18 protein-coding genes are annotated in these 23,011 nt (G+C 73.0%); 9 read left to right on the top strand and 9 right to left on the bottom strand.

Annotated features, from left to right (window positions below):
- Window positions 1-2 precede the first annotated feature (2 nt).
- Both SM450_RS05740 and SM450_RS05735 read left to right on the top strand, forming a co-directional pair.
- Window positions 3-320: a WXG100 family type VII secretion target gene (locus SM450_RS05740; protein WP_474619027.1), complete on the top strand. Its 318-nt coding sequence runs from the start codon at window positions 3-5 to the stop codon at window positions 318-320.
- Window positions 321-341: 21 nt separating this feature from the next.
- Window positions 342-635 (top strand): WXG100 family type VII secretion target, encoded by a 294-nt coding sequence (locus tag SM450_RS05735; protein WP_474618613.1) that lies wholly within the window; start codon window positions 342-344, stop codon window positions 633-635.
- A gap of 53 nt (window positions 636-688) precedes the next feature.
- On the opposite strand, the gene mycP is transcribed toward SM450_RS05735, so the two are convergent.
- The gene (mycP, locus tag SM450_RS05730) at window positions 689-1,894 is read right to left on the bottom strand and encodes a type VII secretion-associated serine protease mycosin (protein WP_474618612.1); all 1,206 of its coding nucleotides are present in this window, start codon (window positions 1,892-1,894) and stop codon (window positions 689-691) included.
- Between the two features lie 152 nt (window positions 1,895-2,046).
- Between mycP and SM450_RS05725 the strand changes: the two genes are divergently transcribed.
- Both SM450_RS05725 and SM450_RS05720 read left to right on the top strand, forming a co-directional pair.
- Window positions 2,047-5,265, top strand: a complete 3,219-nt coding sequence (locus tag SM450_RS05725) for an SseB family protein (RefSeq protein ID WP_474618611.1) — start codon at window positions 2,047-2,049, stop codon at window positions 5,263-5,265.
- A complete protein-coding gene (locus SM450_RS05720; protein ID WP_474618610.1) occupies window positions 5,262-5,627 on the top strand; it encodes a hypothetical protein in 366 nt (121 codons plus the stop codon). Before SM450_RS05725 ends, SM450_RS05720 begins: the two co-directional genes overlap by 4 nt.
- Window position 5,628: 1 nt before the next feature.
- On the opposite strand, the gene SM450_RS05715 is transcribed toward SM450_RS05720, so the two are convergent.
- The 5 genes from SM450_RS05715 to acs all read right to left on the bottom strand — a co-directional run bounded on the left by SM450_RS05715 (window position 5,629) and on the right by acs (window position 14,989).
- Entirely contained in the window at window positions 5,629-6,561 is a 933-nt protein-coding gene (locus SM450_RS05715; protein WP_474618609.1) for an alpha/beta fold hydrolase, read from the bottom strand.
- An 86-nt stretch (window positions 6,562-6,647) separates the two neighbouring features.
- Entirely contained in the window at window positions 6,648-7,142 is a 495-nt protein-coding gene (locus tag SM450_RS05710; protein WP_474618608.1) for a hypothetical protein, read from the bottom strand.
- 107 nt (window positions 7,143-7,249) lie between these two features.
- Window positions 7,250-9,652 carry an immune inhibitor A domain-containing protein gene (locus tag SM450_RS05705; protein WP_474619026.1) on the bottom strand — a complete coding sequence of 801 codons (2,403 nt, stop codon included), beginning with the start codon at window positions 9,650-9,652 and terminating at the stop codon, window positions 7,250-7,252.
- Between the two features lie 347 nt (window positions 9,653-9,999).
- Window positions 10,000-12,792 (bottom strand): immune inhibitor A domain-containing protein, encoded by a 2,793-nt coding sequence (locus SM450_RS05700; RefSeq protein WP_474618607.1) that lies wholly within the window; start codon window positions 12,790-12,792, stop codon window positions 10,000-10,002.
- Between the two features lie 208 nt (window positions 12,793-13,000).
- Entirely contained in the window at window positions 13,001-14,989 is a 1,989-nt protein-coding gene (gene acs / locus SM450_RS05695; protein WP_474618606.1) for an acetate--CoA ligase, read from the bottom strand.
- A gap of 196 nt (window positions 14,990-15,185) precedes the next feature.
- On the opposite strand from acs, the gene SM450_RS05690 reads away from it, so the two are divergent.
- Window positions 15,186-15,932: a Fic family protein gene (locus tag SM450_RS05690; protein WP_474618605.1), complete on the top strand. Its 747-nt coding sequence runs from the start codon at window positions 15,186-15,188 to the stop codon at window positions 15,930-15,932.
- Window positions 15,933-15,967: 35 nt separating this feature from the next.
- Here the strand turns inward: SM450_RS05690 and SM450_RS05685 are convergent, their stop codons facing one another.
- From SM450_RS05685 to SM450_RS05675, 3 genes are all read right to left on the bottom strand, one after another.
- Window positions 15,968-16,774 (bottom strand): HAD family hydrolase, encoded by an 807-nt coding sequence (locus tag SM450_RS05685; RefSeq protein ID WP_474618604.1) that lies wholly within the window; start codon window positions 16,772-16,774, stop codon window positions 15,968-15,970.
- A 370-nt stretch (window positions 16,775-17,144) separates the two neighbouring features.
- Window positions 17,145-18,032, bottom strand: a complete 888-nt coding sequence (locus SM450_RS05680) for a hypothetical protein (RefSeq protein ID WP_474618603.1) — start codon at window positions 18,030-18,032, stop codon at window positions 17,145-17,147.
- Window positions 18,033-18,156: 124 nt separating this feature from the next.
- Complete coding sequence (locus tag SM450_RS05675; protein WP_474618602.1) at window positions 18,157-18,843, bottom strand: VHL beta domain-containing protein; 687 nt, start codon at window positions 18,841-18,843, stop codon at window positions 18,157-18,159.
- A 336-nt stretch (window positions 18,844-19,179) separates the two neighbouring features.
- On the opposite strand from SM450_RS05675, the gene ssd reads away from it, so the two are divergent.
- From ssd to SM450_RS05655, 4 genes are read left to right on the top strand one after another with little or no spacing between them, the layout of a single operon-like run.
- Window positions 19,180-20,283: a septum site-determining protein Ssd gene (gene ssd, locus SM450_RS05670; protein ID WP_474618601.1), complete on the top strand. Its 1,104-nt coding sequence runs from the start codon at window positions 19,180-19,182 to the stop codon at window positions 20,281-20,283.
- Complete coding sequence (locus SM450_RS05665) at window positions 20,280-21,491, top strand: TadA family conjugal transfer-associated ATPase (RefSeq protein WP_474618600.1); 1,212 nt, start codon at window positions 20,280-20,282, stop codon at window positions 21,489-21,491. Before ssd ends, SM450_RS05665 begins: the two co-directional genes overlap by 4 nt.
- The gene (locus SM450_RS05660; protein ID WP_474618599.1) at window positions 21,488-22,270 is read left to right on the top strand and encodes a type II secretion system F family protein; all 783 of its coding nucleotides are present in this window, start codon (window positions 21,488-21,490) and stop codon (window positions 22,268-22,270) included. Before SM450_RS05665 ends, SM450_RS05660 begins: the two co-directional genes overlap by 4 nt.
- Complete coding sequence (locus tag SM450_RS05655) at window positions 22,270-22,998, top strand: type II secretion system F family protein (RefSeq protein WP_474618598.1); 729 nt, start codon at window positions 22,270-22,272, stop codon at window positions 22,996-22,998. The genes SM450_RS05660 and SM450_RS05655 overlap by 1 nt, the downstream gene beginning before the upstream one ends.
- Window positions 22,999-23,011 lie beyond the last annotated feature (13 nt).

The following is a 23,011-nucleotide window of genomic DNA, read 5'->3' as shown; positions in this document are numbered from 1 at the left end:
GGATGTCCCAGACCCAGGCAGAAGCCGCGGTGATGCATCAGACCGCCGCGAAGTTCGAGCAGGCCGACCAGTCGCTCCAGACCATGCTCAGCGGCCTGATGACCGAGCTGGAGGTGTTGCAGCAGGCTTGGCGAGGCGCCGGCGGGCGTTCGTTCGAGCAGGTCAAGCAGCAGTGGGCGCAGGACCAGGCGGCCCTGCAGCGGGCGCTGCGCGAGACCGCCACCGCGATCCGCACCGCCGGCCGGCAGTACGACGCCTCCGACACCGAGGCCGCCGGCCGGGTGGCGGGCACCAACCGCGGCATCCAGCTGCCGCTCTAGACCTCCGGAAGGAACGAACCCATGGAGCATGGTGTGCTGGTCGTCAACTTCGCCGCCCTGCAGCAGGCCGGCGCCGACATCCAACGGGCGCTCACCACCCTGGAGAGCCAGCTCGGGCAGCTCGAACGGGACGCGGCGCCACTTGTGGCGAGCTGGAACGGTGCGGCCCGCGAGGCGTACGAGCAGCGACAGTCCCGGTGGCGCGCCGCCTCGCAGGACCTCCAGGCGATGCTGCGCGACATCAAGCTCGCCGTCGAGGACTCCGCCTCCGACTACCTCGACACCGAAAAGCGCAACGCCAACCTGTTCCACTGACTCCGGTGTGGCCCGGGCGCCCCGCTCGGGCCACGACCCGGCGGTCCGGCAGGTCAGACCGGCTCGGCTGGGCGCCAGCGCCGGCGTGCCCCCCGGGGCAGCACCACGGCCAGCAGCGCCACCAGCGTCGCAACGCCGCCGGTCACGCCGGCCACCAGCAGCGCCCGGTCCCGGGCCGTGGCGCGGCGGGCACGACGGTCGAGCGCCGCCGGATCGGGCCGGGCGGCCGGGAGCGCGACGCCACCCCTGCGACCGGCGTCCGCCCCACCTGGCGACTCGGTCACCGCGCGGTACGGGTTGAGCACGCCGCCGCCGTAGCCCGCGCCTCGCCCCGGCGCCGGGTCGGTGCCGCCGACGATCCGTGCGGCGACCTCGGTCGCGCTCAACCCGGGGCGATACTGGCGCAGCAACGCCGCCGTGCCGGCCACGAACGGGGTGGCATAGCTGGTCCCCTCGGCCCGGTGGTGGCCCTGCCGGGGCGCGGCCATCAGCACCTCGCTGCCGGGGGCGACCAGATCGACGTACGGGCCGGTCTGGGAGAACGCGGCGCGCATCCCGTCCCGCCCGATCGCGCCGACGCCGAGCACCCCGTCGTACGCCGCCGGGTAGGGCCGGGGATCGCCGTTGTCGTGCAGGTTGCCGGCGGCGGCGACCACCACCACGTCCCGCCGCACCGCGTAGGCGACCGCGGCGCGCACGGCCGGGTCGTCCGCGTACAGCACGACCGAGAGGTTGAGCACGTCGGCGTCGTGGTCCACGGCCCAGCGCACGGCCCGGGCGAAGTCGGCCGCGTCGACCGTACGCCCCGACTCCCGCCCCTCCACCACCTGCTGCTCGCTCACCCGTACCGGCAGGATGAGCGCGCCCGGCGCGAGCCCGCGGAACGCGACGCCCGGCCGAGGCGTGGCGGCGATGATGCTCGCCACGCCGGTGCCGTGGCCGGCGCAGTCGCGGGTGCCGTCCCCGCCCGGGTCGAGGAAGTCGGCGCCCGCCAGCACCCGGCCGGCGAGCTGCGGGTGCGACCGGTCCACCCCCGAGTCCACCACCGCCACCACCACGCCGGCGCCGGTCGCGAGCGGGGCGAGCCGGTCCGGCGCGTACCGTTGCTGGGGCCACGGCTGATCGGCCACCGGGCGGGCCGGCGCGGGCGGTGTGGCGCAGCCGGACGGCGCGCGGGCCGCCGCCGGTGCCGCGGGCAGGCCGATGACGAGGAGGGTCGCCAGAGCGGCCACGGTCCGGCGGGCGAAGGGCCGAGGCATCGACGACCTCCGTAACATGTCGACTCCGGAACGCGATGTTAGCGCCTCGCCGAGGCCGGGGCCGACCGTCGATGGCCAGGGATTGTGATCTTGTTACCACCTTGTAGGTTGTAGGCGATACCTGTGGCCTGTGCACGGAAGGAGAGGTGGCCGTGACCGGATGGGAGCCGGCCACCGAGGCCGAGGTGGCGATGCGGGACGCGCTGCACGCACAGGACCAGCAGCAATACTTCCGCGTCCTGGCCCACGTCGATCTGGTGCTGCCGGTCGCCGGTGGGTCGACCGCGGGGTGGGGCACCTGGACCTCCGGGGGCCGCACGCACGTGTTGGCGTTCACCTCCGTCGCCGCGCTGCGGGCCAGCCTGGGCGAGAACGCCGGCGCCACCCGCCGGGTGCCGTATGCCGACCTGGCCGCCGGCTGGCCCGACCAGGAGTGGTGGCTGGCGGTCAACCCGGGCCTGCCGATCGAGGGCTACCTACCCGCCTGGTATGTCGCGCAGCTCTCCCGGGGTGACGTCCGGCTGCCCGGTCGGACCATGGGCGCCCGGGCCCGGCTGGAGCGGGTGGAGAGCGCCACCCGGGCCGCCCGCAACGGCACGCCCGAGCCCGCCCCCGGAGCGCCGTCCGTCCGGTTTCCCGCCGCTTCCGTTCCCGCCGCTCCGGTCCCGCCGCCCTCGGTCCCGCCGCCCTCGGTCCCGCCACCGTCGATTCCGCCGCCCTTGGTGCCGCCGCCGTCGGTCCCGCCGCCCTTGGTGCCGCCGCCGTTGGTCCCGCCGCCGTCGGTGCCGCCGGGCCGCGGCGGGTGGGTGGCGGAGCCCGACGAGCCCGCCACCGTGCCGATGCGCACCGCTCCCGGGCTGGGCCGCCGCATGCCGACCGTACCGCCCCGCCGTCCGCGGCCGGCGGCCGGCGACGGTGGCCGGGCCGGGGTCCGTGACGGCGCCGACCCGGACGCGCTTGACGGCTGGCTCACCGACCTGCGCCACCGCCCGGACGAGCCGGACCCGTTCGCCGCCGGCCGGGCCGCGGCGGTCGACGAGACGCCGACAGTGGCGGCACCGCCGCCGGCCCGGTCCTTCTTCGAACCCACCTCCGGCCGTTCGTCCCGGCGGCCCTCCCCGCTTGACGCGCCCCGCCGGTCCGCCGAGCGCGCGACGCCGCCCTCCCGGTTCGCCGGCGGTCAGCCGTTCCCCCGACGCCGGCCGCTGAACGAGCCGGTGCCCGAGGACGCGAACCGGGCGTTCCCGATGGGGGCGGACGAGCCGACGCCGCTGCCCCGGCCGGCCGAGCCGGCGCCGTCGTTCCGCCCGGCCCACCCCGCCGAGGACACCACCGGGACGCTGCCCCGCCGGCAGCCCGCCCCGGCCGCCTCCGAGCCGCCGGACGGGTGGGCTCCCACCCTCGCGGACCGCTGGGCATCCCTCGATGCTCCCACCGAAGCGGAGGAGCTGCCGCCGTCGATCGCCGAGCCGGTGTCCGCCCCGCCCGCGTCCCGTCGTGACTTCACCCCGATAGTCATCGAGGGCACCGTCATCGAGGCCCGTGACCTGACCGTCCCCGGCCAGAGCTGGTCCCCGCCGCCGGCCGCCGACGGGTACGCTGCCGGCCCCGCCGCGCCCTGGGCGACCTCCACCGGGCCGACCGTGCCCCTGCCCACCGATCCACCGATCGCGTCCCCGGTCGACGCGGTCGACCGCGACGAGCCCGCCCGGATCGACAACCGCCCGACCGCCGAGCCGAACCGGGCCGAGCCCTTCGGTCCTGTACCCTCTCCGGCGGCGACGGCGACTTCCGACTGGCCGGACCCGTCGCCCGGGTCGGGCTGGGCGGCGGCCGAGCCGGGCGACCTGACCGGGCCGCTCAGCGGGCCGCCCGGGTCCTCCGACGGGCCGACTGTGTCGCTGTTCCAGCCGACCACCCCGCTGCCCGAGCCGGGCCCGGCCGAGTCGGCCCCGACGGCGTCAGTCGCCGAAGAACCCACCACATCGCTGTTCGCGCCCGCGCCGTCGGACGAGCCGACGGTGTCTCTGTTCGCGCCGGCGTCCCCGGCCGAACCGACCACCGCGCTGTTCACGCCCGCGTCGGCCGATGAGCCGACCACGTCGCTGTTCGTGCCGGGGCCGTCGGACGAGCGGACCACGTCGCTGTTCGCGCCGGGGCCGTCGGACGAGCCGACCACCGCACTCTTCGCGCCCGCGCCGTCGGATGAGCCGACCACGTCGCTCTTCACGCCGGCGGCGCCGTCGGATGAGCCGACCACGTCGCTGTTCGCGCCCGCGCCGTCGGCGGAACCAGCCGTGCCGGGGGAGGCGGAGGAGTCGCCCTACGCTCCCAGCGGCGCGGCGCGGACCGCCGACCAGCCGGCGACCGGAGGCTCCCCAGCCGCACCGGAGGAGCCGGACTTCGTACCGGCGAACACCGTGGAGGAGGAGTTGCTGGCGGCGACCGGCGGCGGGAACACGGACGGGTTCCTCACCACGCTGCTGCTGGCCCGGGTGATGCTGCCGGTCGCGTACGACTCGGCGCCGGGCAGCCGTCCCGGTGACCCGGGCTTCGCCTGGCGCACCGAGACGGTCGACGGCGTGCGATACGTGGCGGTCTACACCTCGCCGGAGCGGCTCGCCGAACACGCCGAGGGGCCCGTCGACACGATCCGGGTCAAGTTCGTCCAGCTCATCCGGCGCTGGCCGGACGTGAACTGGTCGTTCCTGGTCAACCCGGGCAGCCCGGTCGGCGCGGCGTACCCGGGGGAGCAGGTGCTGGCGCTTGCGAACTGGGCCGCCGAGGTGGGGCTCGGCGACGACCCGGAGACCGAGCCGGAGCCGTCCGCCACCGGGCCGGCGCCCGCCGCCGGGCCCCGGCGGAACGCGGCGGCGACGCCCCCGGCTCCGCCGGTGACCATGCAGAAGGCGGTCGCGGCGAGCCAACTCGCCTACTACCTGGAGCGCGGCTACGACCGGGTCTCCGGCTTCGTGCACCGGGCCGGCGAGCTGGCCCACCTGCGTACCCCCGCGGAGCTGTACGACGCGCTCGGTCTCGGCCATCCCGGTTCCCCGTTCTCCCGCGACGACGAGGAGCTTTACCTGCTGCGCTGGCCGGCCTACCGGCCGAGCCTCTACCGGATTCCGTACGGCGGGCAGAACGAGGCCGCCATGCGGGCGATGGAGGGCTGGGTGATCGAGCGTCCGCCGTTCCGCGGCAACGGCTTCGCGCCGAGCGAGAACAGCGACGTGATCGCCGAGTTCAAGGTGGACAGTGCCCGGCTGCCGCACGGCGCTCAGCTGTGGCGCATCGGCGCCGACGGCGACGCCCGGCTCGTCGCGACGCTCGACACCGACGCGCTGCGCTGGCAGAAGGCGGACCAGGCATGACCCGCGACGGCTATGTGGCGCGCTGGCGGGGCCGGGAATACCAGGCCAGCCCGGACGGCGACGACATCCGCCTCTATCAGCCCGACCCGGACGAGGGTTTCACCGAGGCACGCCCCGGCCGGTACGTCCGGGTGGTGCCGGCGGCCGAGGTCGACGATCTGGCGTACGTGCGGACCACCTGCACCTGGCAGGGGCAGCCGTTCATCGTGCTGGCCGAGCACGAGGGCTGGCTGCGGGTCGAGTACACAGGTGGCCGTTGGCCGGTGGCGGAGGCGATGGGTCTGGAGGCGTTCGACTTCGGCGTCTACCAGGGCTGGGCGCCCACGACCGAGGTGGTCGGGCTGGGCGAGCAGCGGGTCTGAGTCAGGACTTCGCCCACCGCAGGATCTCGCCGAGCACCACGTCCCGGGCCTCCACGTGCGGGAAGTGGCCCACCCCGTCGAGCAGTCGCCACTCGTACGGCGCGCTGACGTAGCGGCCGGAGCCCTGCGCGGTGCGGGGGAGGGACGCCCGGTCCAGCGCGCCGTGCAGTTGCAGGGTCGGCGTGACAAGCGGCTTCTGCATCAGTTTGACGAACCGGTATCCGTGCAGCCGCAGCGCCGAGCGGAACGCCCAGCGGTAGCCCTCCAAGGCGCAGAAGGCGGCCTGCGGGATCTGCATCGCCACCCGGCAGCACCTGGCGTAGTCGGCGAAGTCGGGGCCGTCCACCCAGCTCGGTCCGCCCCAGCGGCGCAGCATCTCCTCCACCTCGGCGGCGTCGTCCCGGGTCAACACGTGCTCGTAGCGGGGGAGCTGGAACTTCAGCGTCGCGGTGGCCGAGGCGAACTGGCCGCGCGGGTCGGCGACGATGGCGGCCCGCAGCCGGAGCGGGTGCGGCGCGCCGAGCACCACGAGCCGGCGGACCAGGGTGGGGTGGAACGACGCGGCGGTCCAGCCGATCAGCCCGCCCGCGCCGGTGCCGACCACAGTGGTCGACCGTTCGCCCAACGCCCGGATCAGGCCGGCCACGTCGGCGGCGAGCGTGTAACCGTCGTACCCCCGGGGTGGCTTGTCGCTCGCGCCGTAACCGCGCAGGTCGACGGCGACCGCGCGGAAGCCGGCGTCGGCGACGGCGGGCAGCATCTCCCGCCAGGCGTACCAGTATTCCGGGAAGCCGTGCAGGAAGAGCACCATCGGGCCGGTGCCCGCCTCGACGACGTGGAACCGGCTGCCGTTGGCGCCGACGAACCGGTGCGTCCACGGCCCCTCGGCCAGGACGCAGGACTCGTCGGCGGGCCCGCCGCGCTGGTCGGTCATGAGGCACAGCCTAGGGCCGGCGGCTGCCCACCGGCCCCGCAGGTGGGCAGGATCAGGGGTTTCTCCGGGAGGGGTCGGGGTGCCGGTCAGGCCACGCGCTCGATGCGCAGCAGACCGACCGGCCGGCCCGGTCCGCATGCGACGCCCTCCGGCGCCGGGCCGACCGTGGCCCGGACCCAGGTGCCGGCGGGCCAGGTGCCCTTGTCCGGGCCGTACAGGGCGTGTTCCTGACCGTCGTCGGTGACAAGCGTGTAGCAGGGGCCGTCGCCGCCCTGGCTGATCCGGCCGGCGAGGATGTTCGGCTTCCGCATGTCGGTCGGGTGCCGCGGCGGCCCGGTCGGCGGTCGGAGCGTCGGCAGGTCGGTGGTGGAGAGCGGGGGCCGGCCGGAGGAGGCGGCCGGACTCGGCGTGGCCGGGCTCGGTGTGACCGGGCTCGGTGTGGCCGGGGCGGGCTCCGGCGCGGACCCGGTGGATCCGGTGGGGTCGGGCACGGCGGCTTCCTTCTTTGGACTCGCGCAGCCGGACAGGGCCAGGGCCAGCACGAGGATCGCGGCCAGGCGGCGGTCGAGGCTTGTGGTCACCCGTCTCAGACGCGCCGCGGGCCGCGACGGTTCCCACCTGGAACACGGGCGAGGCCCGGGCAGGTGACCTGCCCGGGCCTCGTCGTGGTGTCGCATGGATCAGCGGTTCAGGAGAAACGGACCTTCATCGAGGTGCCGTTCTGCTCCAGGACCTTGATCTTGGCACCGGAGGCCGGCAGCTTGACGCCGTGGTTCGGCAGCTCCGGGTACCAGTACTGCTTGGTGTCGTCGAACAGCGGCTGCGCGGCCTGACCGCGGACGTACTGCGGCTGGCTGTTGATGTGCAGCGTGAACGAGTCCGCCTTCTTCAGGCTGAACGGCGCGTCGTAGACCTGGACGCGGGCCCGCCAGGGCTGGCCGGTCAGGTTGTAGATCGGCCGCGGGTGAGCGTCGATGATCATGTTACGACCCTCGCCCGGGTGCGCGAACGTGTCGTTGTCCGCCCACCGGAGGTTCCAGTAGGAGATCAGCAGACCCTCCTGGTACGCGTAGTGGTCCACGTAGTCCGGGCGGGTGTTCGCGTAGCCGAAGTAGTACGGGCCGGTCTTGAGGTACTTGTCGTACGAGGTGTACGACCGGTTGCCGGCGATGTAGTAGTTGTCGAACTTGCGCTTGTAGGTCTCCTCGACGATGCTCCAGCCGCTGAGCGTCCAGCCGGCGGCGCCGGCCTCGGCGCCATCGGTGAGCAGCGTCTGACCGTCGGCGGTCACGGTGATGGCGTCACCGTAGAAGCCGCCCTCGGAGACGCCACCGTCGGTCTGGTAGCGGAGCCGGAACTGCACGGCCTTGCCGACCACCGAGTCCAGCGAGACGTTGACGTCGACCCACTTGTCGCCGCTGGAGCCGTCCAGGGCGTAACGCCCGGGCGAGATCTCCTTGAGCGCCTTGCCGTTGGCCGTGCCGGGGAGCGAGACCCAGCTCTGGCCACCGTCGGTGGAAGCCTCGAAGAAGAGGTAGTCGTAGTCCTCCTCGATGCTGTAACGACCCTTCATCGACACCGCGGCGCTGCTCTTCCCCGTGAGGTCGATGGCCCGCGTCATCGTGGTGTTCAGGTCGTCCTCGTTACCCGAGAAGAACTGCTTCGTCCCCTCGAACGGCTTGCCGTTCTGGAACGAGTACTCCCGCTGCGGCAGCACCACCACGGCGCCCTGGGCCTTGGGGGAGTTGTACTCCTGCGGGCCCAGCTCCAGCGTGCGCTTCTGACCGGCGACGACCACCTCGTAGTCGAGCCAGCCGAGCTGGAGCTTGTTCCAGGCGCCCAGGTCGCCACCGCGGTCGCCGATGCCGGCGTCGTTCTTGGCGCCGAGCCGGCTCTGGGCCATCAAGGTCCAGTGCTCGTTGTTGTTGTCCCCACCACTGACCACGTTGTAATCGTCCGGCAGACCGAGGTCGTGGCCGTACTCGTGGTAGAAGACGCTCCGGCCACCGTTCTCCGGCTGGATCGTGTAGTCGCCGATCCAGACCCCGGTGTTGCCGATCTCGGTGCCGCCACCCGGGAAGGTGGACGGGCCGGTGCTGCCCTGGTCGCTGGCGAACGCGTACCAGCGGTGGCTCCAGATGGCGTCCTCACCCTGGATCGGGTCACCGTCGGCCTGGTCGCCGCCGGCGTGGACGATCTGGAAGTGGTCGATGTAGCCGTCCGGCTCGTTGAAGTTGCCGTCGCCGTCGTAGTCGTAACGGTCGTACTCGTCCATCGACTTGACGTCGGCGGCGATCTCCGCGTCGGAGCGACCCTGCGCCTTCTGGTCGGCGACCCACTGGTTGGCGGCGTCACGGACCAGGTTCCAGGTGTTGGTGCAGACGTTCGAGGCGCACGGGTAGCCGTCGGAACGGCCGTAGCGCGCCTCGTTGTACTTCACCTTCACCCAGTTGGTGACCTCGCCCTCGACGCTGTACCGACCGGAGGACTGGGCCTCGTAGTACTGCTTCAGCGACTCGTCACCCGGGTTGGTGCCGAAGTACATCTGCCGGAAGTGATCGGCGCTGAAGTCCTTCTGCCAGATCGTGGAGTTGTCCACGGCCCGGTTGGGCTGGGGGATCTGGTTGACGCGCGGACCGTCGAACCGGGTCGGACCCGGGGTGTCCGGGTCGGTGTCCTGGTCCGGGTAGTTCGGGTGACGCTCGTCGCCGAACTCCGCGAGGATGACGAAGATCTTGTCGGTCCGCTCGCGGGAGAGTTCGACGTACTGGTCCTTGGTCGGACCCTTGCCGGCCTTGGTGCTCTTGGCGGACTTGCCCGCCGCGGCACCGGCGGCAGCCGTCTCGCCAACCTTGACGACCGTGCTGCCGTTGATCTTCTGGGCCTTCGCCCTGCCGGACAGGACCTCGCTGAGGCCTTCCTGACGCAGTGCGCGCCGCTTGTCCTCGAGCGGGTTGGGCAGGTCGTGATCAGCCTGCGCAGGCTCGGCCACCGACGGAGCGGTGGTCGGCAGCTTCGGCGTCGGCGCGGCGCTGGCGGACGTACCTGCCATCAGCCCCGTCGCGGTCAGCGAAAGCCCGAGCAGACCCACTGCGACTTTGCGCACGTGGTACCTCCGGTGTTAGGGAACCGGCCCCATTGGGGGTACGGGCCGGTGGAACGTCCCACAAGTGGGACCCTTGGTGAACATAGACACTGCTGGGACTGGTGTGAAGATGTGCGCGTCGATTTGTTGCAACTTTTTGTTGGGCAGGTCTTTCCCCGTCACACCTCGCACCGTCAGTGCGTCGCTGAACAGCGAGGACGTGCGCGTACCCGAAGGTGGCGACATCGATGGATATGCGTAAGGGTCGGGAGCGCGGCGGCTCCCGACCCTTACCTCATCCGGTCCCTTCAGCCCATTTTCCGGTCATTCCGGTTCCGGTTTCGCGCGGTCGATCAGCTCCTCGGCGGGACCACGTACACCGTGGCGTACGCGTTGTCCCGGGCGGCCCACTTGATCACGATCGAGGTGCCGTACGCGACACCCGCGTCCCGCGGGTTGCCGGTGCCCAGCACGATCGCGCCGCCACCCAGCTCGGTGCCGTAGTAGTCGGTCGCCGGGGTGCCGTCCGGGTTCACCACCCGGGTGGTGTATTGCTGGTTACCCTTCGACGGGACCACCACCGAGGCGTCGTTGTCCCGCGCGTACGGCGAGCCGTCGCGGATCTCGATGCCCGGGTACCAACCCTTGCTGTCGGTGAAGCCCTTCACCGGAGCCTGGGCCTTGAACTTCGTGCAGTACTCGCTGTACGGCTCGTCGGCCGCCTCCAGGCACTCCTTGAACGGGTACGTCGACTTCAGCCCGAAGGCGGCGTTCGACGACTGCGGGCGGCTGGGCAGGTTGTCGAGCACCGACGGGTCCTTCTCCGCCGCGGTGCCCTTGCGGCGCAGCGGGTCGTTGTGCGAGTCGACGATCAGCAGCCCGCCCTTGGCGCCGTAGCTTGGTAGCGCGGTCATCTGCCCGGTGACGTGGTTGACGTCGCCGAGCTGGGTGTCCCGGTACCACACAAGCATGCCTGGCGCGTTGTACGCGATCCGGTCGACCTTCCACGCCTCGTGCGAGTAGACCGTGTCGTAGGCGTACTTCAGGCCCTTGTCGAAGCCGTCGAAGTTACGCCACTCGGCCAGGTAGTAGTGCGACTTGACCTGGGTGCCCGAGTCGACGTGCCAACCCGCGCCGCTGGTGTCGGTGAACGTGCCACCGGTCTGCGTCCAGCCGGCCGTGCCGCCCTCGACGTCGTCGCTCCACGTGGTGGCGCCGCCGCCGGTGACCGAGAAGTCGTCGGCGAACCAGCCGCGCTCCACGAACGCCTCGTCGGTGGCGTACCGCAGCCGCACCTGCACGGTCTGCCCGGCGTACGGCGACAGGTCGACGTAGTCGTGCCGCCAGCCGTCGGTGCTGCCGGTCAGGCCGTACTTCTTGTTGCCGAAGTCGACCATCCGCCCGTTCGGGTCGTTGTAGCCGTCGTCGGTCGACACCAGCGCGCCGGACTCGTCGTAGACCTTGCGCTCGGTCCAGGTGGCGCCGCCGTCGGTGGAGACCTCGACGAAGCCGTAGTCCCAGTCCTCCTCGATGACGTAGTCGTTCCACATCCAGAACTTCGCGTCGGTGGCGTTCGGGACCTGGACCGTGCGGCTCAGCTTGACGTCCGCCCAGTTCTGGTCGGCGCCGGAGTACCACATGTTCCCGCCGCTGTGCGGCTCGGCCAGCGCGATCACCTTGTCCGGCAGGTCGATCTTGATGCCGTCCTCGGTGCCGACCGGCGTACGTGAGGTCTGCCCGAGCTTGACCAGCTTGGCCCGGTCGCCCGGCCCGAAGGTCTTCGGCTCGGCCCAGCCGAGCACCCACTTGTCCCAGATGCCCATGTGGGTGGGGAGCGCCTGGAAGATCTCGCCGGAGTGCGAGCCGGACGCCATCAGGTCCCAGAAGTCCACGTCGGAGTCGGCGTTGCCCGAGGTGTCGTAGAGGTCGGGCAGGCCGAGGTCGTGCCCGAACTCGTGGGCGAAGACGCCGACGCCGGCGTCCTCCGGCTGCACGATGTAGTTCGACACCTTCAGGTTCGTGCCGGGGATGGTGTAGCCACCGGCCACCGTGGAGGAGTGCGCCCAGACCGAGTAGACGCCGACGTCGCCGCCGCCGCGGGACTTGCCCTGGTTGGCGTGCACAAGCACCAGGTGGTCGATCACGCCGTCCGGCTCGTTGACGTTGCCGTCGCCGTCGCGGTCGCTCTGGTCCTCGACGTCGTAGTCGGCCCACGGGAAGTTCGGGTCGGCGGCGGCAAGCGCGTCGATCGCGTCGGTGGCGAGCCGGCCCGCGCCCTGCGGGTTGTCCGGGTGGCCGTTCATCGACTGCTCACGCCCGGCGACCCAGGCGCCGGTCTCGTCCTGGAAGCAGCGCGACGCCGCGTACCAGCCCTCCGAGTGCGGCACCGTGATCCACGGGCTGGCCTGCCCGTCCACGGTGTACGCGCCCTTGGACATCTCCAGGTACATGTTGTGCATGGTCCGCCCGGCCAGGCTGACGCCCGGCTTGCCGTCCGGCCCCTTGAGGTCCTTGCGGACCCGCTCGGTGATGCCCTTCTTGGTGTAGAGCATCTTGTCGTAGTGGGCCGGCGAGAAGTCCGGCACCCACATCGAGTTGTTGTCCTTGTGCGGCAGCTTGGCCGGGTTGGGGATGGTGTTGTGCCGTGGCCCGTTCTGCACCGTGCCGGGCACGCAGGTGCGGTCCTCGAACACCGTCTTCGGGACCATCACGTTCGTGAAGTCGTCGTTGGCGTTGTCGTTGAACTCGACGAGCAGCGTCAGCAGCTTGGCCGTCTGGGTGCTCTTGGCCTTCTTGATCTTGCGGGGGCTCTGGCCGGTCCGGATGGACTTCGCCTCCAGCTTGGCCAGTTCCCGGGCCGCGATCGGGTTGCCCGCGGCGTACTTGCGGTCGTAGGCGCGCGCCTCGTCCGCAGGTGACGAGAAGACCCCGTCCTTACCCTTGGTCTCCTTGCCGCCGGTGTCCGGCTGCACCTCGGGCTCGGCATAGTTGATGTAGTACTCGTCCGCCCCGATCGTGGCCGACGCGGGCCGGGACGGTTGGGCCGACGCGCTGCCTGTCACGGTCAGTGACGAGGCGGCGAGGGCGATGGCGGGCAGCGCGACGAGTAGGCGTCGGCGCGCCCTGGACTGCGAAACGGGGAGCATGCCACTCCGTTCGTAGGGAATGGTGAAGGGCCGGCCGTCTCAGTGACGCTTGTCGAAATCCGCCGGTTCCGGCTGAACGTAGCCGACCGGGCGCGCCATCGACAGGGGTGTCTGGTTAGTGCCTCCTCCGCCGATCGACCGGCATGATCCCCGCGTACGCCGAAGGGGGCGGGCCGCCGCGCGACCCGCCCCCTCCGTTCCGATGCGGTCAGTCCTCGTCGGACTTGCCGCCACTCATCCCCGAGGAGATCAACTCCATCACCGAGGAGTCCTGCAACGTGGTCACGTCGCCGAGCGACCGGTTCTCCGCCACGTCCCGCAGCAACCGGCGCATGATCTTGCCGGAGCGGGTCTTCGGCAGCTCCGGCACCAGCATGATCTGCCGCGGCTTGGCGATCGGGCCGAGCGTCTTCGCCACGTGGTTGCGCAGCTCCGCGATGAGCTGCTCGCCCGCGTCCCCGGAGATCTCCGCGCTGCCACGCGGGATGGCGAACGCCACGATCGCCTGCCCGGTCGTCGGGTCGGTCGCGCCGACCACCGCCGCCTCGGCCACCGCCGGGTGGCTGACAAGCGCCGACTCCACCTCCGTGGTGGAGATGTTGTGCCCGGACACCAGCATCACGTCGTCGACCCGGCCGAGCAGCCAGATGTGCCCGTCGTCGTCCTTCTTGGCGCCGTCGCCGGCGAAGTAGACCCACTTGTCGCCGGTGTTGGCGCCCGCGCCGAACCGCGACCAGTACGTCTCCAGGAACCGGTTGTCGTCGCCCCAGATGGTGCGGAGCATCGACGGCCACGGCTCGGTGAGCACCAGGTAGCCACCGCCGCCGTTCGGCACCGACTGGCCCTGGTCGTCGACCACGTCGGCGACGATGCCCGGCAGCGGAGCCATCGCCGAACCGGGCTTCGCCTCGGTCACACCCGGCAACGGCGAGATCATCATCGCCCCGGTCTCGGTCTGCCACCACGTGTCCACGACCGGCAGCTCACCACGGCCCACGTACTGCCGGTACCAGATCCACGCCTCCGGGTTGATCGGCTCCCCGACGCTGCCGAGCAGGCGCAGCGACGACAGGTCGTACCCGGCCGGGACGTCCTCGCCCCACTTCATCATGGTGCGGATCAGCGTCGGCGCGGTGTAGAGGATGCTCACCTGGTACTTGTCGACGATCTCCCAGAACCGGCCCTTGTGCGGCGTGTCCGGGGTGCCCTCGTACATGACCTGGGTGGCGCCGTTCGACAGCGGGCCGTAGACGATGTAGGAGTGCCCGGTCACCCAGCCGATGTCGGCCGTGCACCAGTAGACGTCCGTCTCCGGCTTCAGGTCGAAGACCGCGTGCGTGGTGTACGACGCCTGGGTCAGGTAGCCGCCGGTGGTGTGCAGGATGCCCTTCGGGCGGGCGGTGGTGCCGCTGGTGTAGAGGATGAACAGCGGGTGCTCGGCGTCGAACGGCTGCGCCTCGTGCTCCGGCGACGCCGCCTCCACCGCCTCGTGCCACCAGTGGTCCTTCGCCGACCAGCCGACCTCCTCGCCGGTGCGGCGGACCACGAGCACGTGCTCCACCGACGGGCAGTTCGCCACCGCCTCGTCCACGGTCGGCTTGAGCGCGGACGGCTTACCCCGCCGGAATCCGCCGTCCGCGGTGATCACCACCTTGGCGCTGGCGTCCTGGATCCGGTTGGTCAACGCGTCCGCGGAGAAGCCGCCGAACACCACGCTGTGGGTGGCGCCGATCCGGGCGCAGGCGAGCATCGCCACCGCCGCCTCCGGGATCATCGGCAGGTAGATCGCCACCCGGTCGCCCGCCGTCACGCCCAACTCGGTCAGCGCGTTCGCCGCCTGGCAGGTGAGCCGGTGCAGGTCCGCGTAGGTGACCGTGCGGGTGTCACCCGGCTCGCCCTCCCAGTGGATCGCCACCTTGTCCCCGTGGCCCGCCTCCACATGCCGGTCCAGGCAGTTGTACGCCACGTTGAGCCGGCCGCCGGTGAACCACTTCGCGAACGGCGCGTTCGACCAGTCGAGCACCTGCTCCCACGGCTGGGCCCAGGCCAGCCGGCCGGCCTGGCGCTCCCAGAAGGCGAGCCGGTCACCGGCCGCCTCGTCGTACGCCGCCGCGGTCACGTTGGCGTTGGCGGCGAGTTCGGCCGGTGGCGGGAACTGGCGCGTCTCGTTCAGCAAGTTGGCCAATGCCTCGCTCATACGGTGACTCCTTCGTCGCGTGACCTGCGTCTCCCTACTCCGGGGAAGGTTAGCCGCGCCGCACCCCACCCGCGACCGCGCCGCCGCCCCGCCGCGCCCAGCGGCGCCCCCACCGCGCTGAGGTGTAAGGAGGGGGCCCCGCTTAACGCATCCGGTAGAGGAAGGGGCCCCGCTTAACACCCCGTACCGTGTCAGGGTGACCGCCGATCCGCTCGCGCCGCTGCTCGCCCTCGCCGACGTCGCGCCCGCCGCCGAGCGGGCCCGCGACCTGGTCGACCAGGCCCACCGGCACCGGGCGCTGCGCCGCCACGGCGGCCAGCTCGCCGCCGAGGTCAGCCTCCGCTCGGCCGTGGCCAGCGCCACGCTCGAAGGCCGGAACCACGACCGCGAGGAGGTACGCGCCGGCACGGTCACCGACCCGGTGCTCCAGGGCGCGCTGCGGGTGGCCGGCGCGCTGCCCGGGCTGAGCGACCTCTGGCCGAAGGCGCCCCGACAGGTGCTCGCCCGGCTGCACGTGCTCGCCGCCCGCGACGTGGTCACCGAGGAGGAACTGGGCCGGCCGGTGACCGACCCGGTGGTGGCGGCCCGCCTCGACAGCCTGTCCGGCCTGGTGGCCGGCGGCACGAAGGTGCCACCGCTGGTGCTGGCCGCCGTGGTGCACGGCGAACTGCTGAACCTGCGCCCGTTCCCCGGCCCCTCCGGCGTGGTGGCCCGGGCCGCCGCGCGGCTGGTGCTGATCTCCACCGGGCTCGACCCCCGCGGGTTGGTCGCCGTGGACGTCGGGCACCAGGAGCGGGAACCGGAGTACGTCGGCGCGGCCGGCGCCTTCGCCACCGGCACCCCGGACGGCCTGCGCTCCTGGCTACGGCACTACATGAGCGCGGTGGAGGTCGGCGCGGAGCAGATCACGCTCATCGGCGACGAGATCCTCGCCGCGTCCTGAGCCCAGCCGTCCCCTGGCCGTTGGCCGCCCGGCCGTCAGGCGGTGGGTGCGGCGGCCCGGGTGCGCCGGTGCCGCCCGTACCAGGCGATGCCGATGGCGACCCCGACGCCCACGCCGAGCGCCGCCGCCGCGACCGGCACCGCCGGCCGCTCGCGCAGCCGGCGCCCCAGCGGAATCGGATGCCGGAACTCCAACACCGGCCAGCCGTTCTCCACCGCCAGCTTGCGCAGCGCCCGATCCGGGTTGACCACACTCGGGTGCCCCACGCACTCCAGCAGCGGCCGATCACTGTAGGAATCGGAGTACGCGTACGAGTCGGCCAGGTCGTAGCCACGCTCCCGGGCCAGCTCGCCCACGCCGTCGACCTTGCTCGGCCCGGCCGCGTAGAACTCGACCTCGCCGCTGTACCGCCCGTCGACGACAGACATCCGGGTCGCGATCACGTCGGTCACCCCGAGCAGCTCGCCGATCGGCCGGACCATCTCGTCGCCCGACGCGGAAACCAGCACCACGTCCCGCCCGGCGGCCTGGTGCTCCTCGATCAGGGCGGCTGCCTCGGCGTACACATAAGGGTTGATCAGCTCGTGGAGCGTTTCCGCGACGATCTGGCGGACCTGTTCCACCGGCCAGCCCTTGCAGAGCGCGGCCAGATAGTCCCGGGTGCGGGCCATGGTCTGCTCGTCGGTGCCGCCCAGCCGGAACATCAGCTGCGCGTACGCCGACTTGACCACGTCACGCCGGGTGATCAGCCCGTCCCGGTAGAACGGCCGACCGAACGCCAGGGCGCTCGACTTGGCGATGACGGTCTTGTCGAGATCGAAGAAAGCGGCACCACGGCCCACGGCGCGAAAGTCTAGCCGGACGGACCGCCAACGGCCGCCCACCCCGGGGTCCGGAAGCCGCAGTGCACCCGCCGGAGTGACGGCGGTCACATCGCAGTGCGAGAAATTAGCTTTGCGTGGAGTGAACAACACTCGACGTATAAGGGTCGGCTGCGGCATGCTTGTCCTCGCGACGGGAGTTCGCCTTCGGTCGCTGCTCAGACCCTCGGCGGTTGCACCCCCCGTGACCGCTGAGTCGGTTCGGCTCGACCCCCCCGGAGCCGAACCACACGACGACCCCCGTCTCCCCCCGACGGGGGTCGTCCCTTTCCGGCACCCGACACGGCGGAGCGGCCGACCCGTCGCCGGGCCGGCCGCTCCCATCAGCGGGTCAGGACTTGACCAGCTTGACGATCGTGGTGTCGTTGACCTCGACGTACTTGTCGTACTCGCTGTCGTACCCCTGGGCCCTGGTGTCGACCTCGACCTTGCCCTTGACGAACGGCACGGTGCCGATCGGTACGGCGGTGGCGGTCCAGGCCGCCGGCGTACCCGGAACGCAGTTCACCCGGGTGCTGAAGTCGCCCCGGACGATGGTCTTCTTGACGATCTCCGTGACCGTGCCGTTGAGCGACACGGAGGTCGGCTGGTTGCAGGTCACGGTGCCGTGCACGACCGCCTTGCCGCTCACCGAGCTGGCCGTGCCGTCGGTGGCCACGGCGAGCGCCAGGTCCAGCGGCGCGGGCGGCGGCGGGTTGGCGATGTGCACCTCACCGCGGGCCGCCGCGGTGCCGCCCTCGCAGTGCTGCTCGAAGGTGGCGTCGAACGTCTGGACGTAGCCGTTCGGCCCGAAGACGGCGTTGAGCACCGTGAACGTGCCGGTCAGCTCGTTGCAGCCGCGCCCGTTCCCGTCCAGGCTGAGGCCCGGACCGGCGCCGTTGAACGGGTAGCGCGTCGCGTTCTGGTAGGTGCCCGGGGCCAGCGGCGTGCTGCCCGGGGCGTCGAAGTCCAAGGACCACCAGTCGCCCTGGTAGCCGTTGACGCCTACCGACACGTGGCTCGTGTCGGCCGACGCTGCGGTGGTGAGCTGGTCGCCGTCGGCGACCGAGTAGGCGTACGACCGGCCGCCGGTGATGTAGTCGCCCGGGTCGCCGCCGAAGGTGACCGATCCGGACGCCACCGGTTGCGCCTGTGCCGGCGCGGCGGCGACCAGCCCGCCGAGCGCCCCCGTGAGCGTCAGGCCGGCCGCCAGGGCCGCCCTCCGCCAGGACTTGTGCATCCCCGCTCCTCTCTGCTGAGACGGCTGGGCGCTTCCGCGCCCGAAGATCGCCGTCGGTCAATTACCGCACAGAGGTCTGACACTATTCGGCCGTGCTGACAGAGCCGTCCATAAAGGACGGTTGTCAGCGGATCACCGCGCGCATGGTGCGCGGTTCGGGCCGGAAGCAGACAAGCGCCCGGCCGCGCTCGTCGGTCACCACCCACGGGTGGCCCACGTACGTCTGCTGCCGATGGGACTGGCCCGCCTGGAGCACCGCGTACCGCTGGCGGCGGCCATGGTAGTCCAACCAGTAGACGACCACCGGCCTGGTCCGGGCGTTGACGAAGTCGATGAAGGTCGACGGCCCGCCGCCGCCGGACCGCAACCGCCACTCCCAGGACGCCGGAAGCGGGCTGAGTTCGTCGGTCCGGGGCGCGGGCCGCTTCGTCCTGCTGGCCGTCGGCTCCGGGCTGGGCCGGGCGGCCGGCGTGGTGCGACGCGGCGGCGCGGGCGGACGGGTACGCGGCGTGGCGCGGGCGGAGAGCGACACGGGCGCCGGGGAGTACGACTCGTCCGACACCTCCGCGGTCGGCGAGGCGTATGCCGGGGAGGCCAGGATCGCCTCGCTGCCGACCGGCGGCGGCAGGTCGGGGCGGCGGGGCATGGCGAAGAAGCTGAGCGTGCCGACCAGCACCACGATCACGATCCCGAGCGCCACCGAGGCGAGCGTGGCCGGTGACGGGTCGCGCAGCAGGACCTGGTCGTCAGGCGAACCGGTGCGGGTATGACGTCGGACGGGCGGCGTTCCGGTGCCTGATGACTCGGTCATGGCCTCGATTTCACGAGCCGGTGCCGTCCGTTTCGCGGCAAGAGGATCCGATTATGCGGGATGAATGATCCCCTTCGTCAATGGCTGGCGGTCCAACCGATTCGAACCGGTGGGCCCCGACGGGTCAACCGCCTGGTCAGCCGCTCCGGACGGTCGTCAGGGCCGCGTGGTTGCCGCCTTTCCCGGCCGCTCGGCCGCATAGCAGATCGGTTCGATCGCCGAGGTCTGTCCACAACCCCTCCGTTGTCCACAGGCGAGCGCCGGCGGCTCCCCCTGCGGCCGGCGAAATGGGCAGGCTCCATCGCGGCACGTCCGAGTCCGACCGTTGGAGGCCGCATGCCGCCCCGCACCCCGCTCCCGCCGTACCCTCGACTGCCCCTGCTCGTCACGTCCGACGGCGACCTGCTCGACGAGCTGTTGCGCCTCGCCGCGGCCGGCGGCGTCGAGGTCGAGCTGGCTGCCGACCCGGCCGCCGCCCGCGCCCGCTGGGGGCCGGCGCCGCTTGTGCTTGTCGGCGCCGACCAGGCGGCGGCCTGCCTGCGGGCGCGCCTCCCCCGCCGTCCCCGCACGGTCCTGGTCGGACGCTCCGGCCAGCTTGATCCGGGTACGGAGCTGGCCGACCTGATCGGCGCCGAGCACGTGGCCACCCTGCCCGCGGCGGAACCCTGGCTGATCGACCGCTTCGGCGAGTGCGCGGCCGGTCCGGTCGACGCGGGTCCGGGGCGGATCGTGGCGGTGCTCGGCGGGCGCGGCGGCGCCGGGGCCAGCGTGCTCGCCGGCGGGCTCGCCGTCAGCGCGGCCCGAGCCCGCCTGCGTACGCTGCTCGTCGACGCCGACCCGCTCGGCGGCGGCCTCGACCTGGTGCTCGGCTGGGAGCAGCTCGACGGGCTGCGCTGGCCGGAGCTGGCCGGGGCCGACGGTCGCGTCGACCCGCCGTCGCTTGTCCGCGCCCTGCCCAGCCGGGGTGACCTGGTCGTGCTCTCGTGGGACCGGGGCGACCTGCGGCACCTGCCGGCCGAGGCGATGGCCGCCACGGTCGACGCCGGCCGGCGAGGTCGCGACCTGGTCGTGCTCGACCTGCCCCGCCACCTCGACGACGCGGCCGTGATCGCTCTCCAGGCCGCCGACCGGGCGTTCCTCGTGGTGCCCGCGGAGTTGCGGGCCACCGCCGCCGCGGCCCGGGTGGCCGCCGTGGTGGCCCCGCACTGCGAAGACCTGTCGGTGATCGTGCGCGGTCCGGCTCCCGGCCGGCTCCGGGCCGCCGAGGTGTCCCGCGCGCTCGGCCTTCCGCTCGCCGGCACGCTCCGTCCCGAGCCCGGCCTGTGTCGGGGGCTGGAACGCGGCGAGGCGCCGGGCGCCACCGGCAAGGGCCCGCTCGCCGTGCTGTGCCAGCGGCTCGTGGACGAGCTGACCGGCCGGTCCGCGGCGGGTGCGGCGTGAGCGGGCCGGCGAGCCCGGGGGAGCTGGCCGTCCGGGTCCGGCACCGGTTCGCCGCCGACGCCACCCCGGTCACCTCCGCCGCGGTCGTCTCCGCGGTACGCGCCGAGCCGGCCGCCGGCGTGCTCGGCGACACCACCCTGCTGCGGATCGCCGACCGGGTGCACGACGACCTCGTCGGCGCCGGTCCGCTCGCGCCCCTACTGGCCGACCCGGAGGTCACCGACGTGCTCGTGAACGGCGTCCGGGTCTGGGTCGACCGGGGGCGGGGGCTGCACCAGGTGGCCGTGCCGTTCGGCACGGTCGACGACGTACGCCGGCTGGCGCAGCGGCTGACCGCCGCCGCCGGTCGCCGGCTGGACGACGCCTCGCCCTACGCCGACGCGCGACTGCCCGACGGCACCCGGCTGCACGCCGTGCTGCCGCCGGTGGCGACCGACGGCCCCTACCTGTCACTGCGTACCTTCCGGCAGCGGCCGTTCACCCTGGACGAGCTTGTCGATCACGGCACCGTGCCCCGACCGATCGCCCCGCTGCTCGACGCGGTGGTGACCGCCCGGCTGGCGTACCTGGTCACCGGCGGGACCGGGTCGGGCAAGACGACGCTGCTCAACACGTTGCTCGGCCTGGTGCCCGGCACCGAGCGGATCGTGCTTGTGGAGGATGCCGCGGAGTTGCGCCCGGTGCACCCCCACGTGATCGGGTTGCAGGCGCGTACCGCGAACGTCGAGGGCGTCGGCGTGGTCGGGCTCGGCGACCTGGTCCGGCAGGCGCTGCGGATGCGACCGGACCGGCTGGTGGTGGGCGAGTGCCGGGGCGCCGAGGTGGTCGACCTGCTGGCCGCGCTCAACACCGGCCACGACGGCGGGGCGGGGACGCTGCACGCCAACGCGCCGACGGACGTGCCCGCCCGGCTGGAGGCGCTGGGCATGCTGGGCGGGCTGCCACGGGTCGCGCTGCACGCCCAGGTCGCCGCCGCGTTGCAGGTCGTCCTCCAGGTCCGCCGGACCGGCGAGGGACGGGTGCTCGACTCGATCGGCCTGCTCCTGCCGGACGGGACCGACCGGCTGGTGACAGTCGTTCCGGCCTGGATACGCGGCCGTGGTCTCGGCCTGGCCGCCCGGCCCCTCGGCAACCTGCTGCGCGAGCGTGGGGTGCCCGTGCCGCCGATCCTCCGCGTGGTTTGGCCGGGCTCGGCGGGCCCGTCGTGACCGGTCAACACTGGCTTGTCGTCGTGCTCCTGACCGGCGCCGCGGTGGCGGTCGCCTGGCCGGTACGCGCCGGCCACGCCCGACGCCGCTCGGTCCTCGACCCGGGGCGCGACCTCGGCGCTCGGCTCGGCCGGTGGCGCGAGCGTGGTGGTCAAGCTTCCACGGGTGGCCGGGGCGACGCACGCCCGACGCTGCCCGCGTGGCGTGCCCTGCCGACGGCCGCGCTGCTCGGCGGTGGGGCCGGGGGACTCCTCGGTGGTCCGGTGGCCGCGCTGGCGCTGGCCGCCTACGGGACGCTCGCGGCCCGTGCCGCGCTGCGTCGGCGTACCCGTCGGGCGGCTGACCTGGCTCACCGCCGCGACCTCGACCGGCTCGGCGCCGCCGCCGCCGACCTGCGGGCCGGCCTACCCGTCGACGGGGTGTTCGATGCCGGCACCGGCCGGATCGCCCGGCTGGCCAGGGCCGCGATGCGGCTGGCCGACCGGACCGGGGCGCCCCTGGCCGAACTGCTCGAACGGATCGAGGCCGACGCACGTGCGGCCGATCGGGGTCTCGCCGCTGCCGCTGCCCAGGCCGCCGGCGCCCGGGCGACCGCCTGGCTGCTCGCCGCCCTGCCGCTCGGTGGGATCGGCCTCGGCTACGCCATCGGGGTCGACCCGGTGGCGGTGCTCCTGCACACGCCGGTCGGCGGCGGTAGCGCCCTGTCGGCCGTCGTCCTGCAGCTCGCCGGGTTGCTCTGGGCGGAGCGGCTCGGTGCGGGGCCGGGGCGGGCGGCCTGATGTCCCGCCAGGCGATGGCCGCCGCCTGTCTCGGCGCCGCAGCGTCGCTCCTCGCCGTCGCCGGCCCGGTCGTCCGCCCGGTCCGGCGGCTGCGCCGGCTCGCGTCCACCCCTCGGCGTGGCCGTCCCATCTGGTGGCCGGACCGGGTCCGGTTGGGCGCGGGCCTGGCCGGAGTGGCCGTGACTGTGGTCGTCGGTGGGTGGGCCGGCCTGGTCGCCGGGCCGCTTGCCGGCGTGGCCGCCGACCGGCTGCTCCGCCGGATCGAGCCCCGTACCGTGCGCGACCGGCGGTTGCGCGAGACCGCCGACCTGCCGCTCGCCGCGGACCTGCTGGCCGCGGCGCTCCGGGCCGGCGCGCCTGTCGACCGCTCGGCGCTCGCGGTCGCGGAGGCGCTCGGCGGGCCCCTCGCGGATCGGCTCGGCCGGGTGGGCCGCACGCTGGGCCTCGGCGGTACGGCGATCGAGGCATGGGAGCACCTCCGACCCGTGCCCGGGGCGGGGAGCCTGGTCACCGCCGCGGTCCGCTCGTCGAACAGCGGAGCCGCGTTGGCGGGCGCGCTCACCCGGCTCGCCGACGACCTGCGGGCCGAACGCTCGACGGCGGCCGAGGCCACCGCCCGACGCGCGGGCGTGCTCATCGTGCTGCCGCTCGGGCTGTGCTTCCTGCCCGCTTTCATTCTCGCCGGTCTGGTGCCGGTGATCGTCGCCGTTCTCGGCGACGTCCTGTGAACCATCGAGAAGG

The organism is Micromonospora marincola, assembly GCF_056150385.1.
This window is presented reverse-complemented; position numbering and strand designations above follow the sequence as displayed.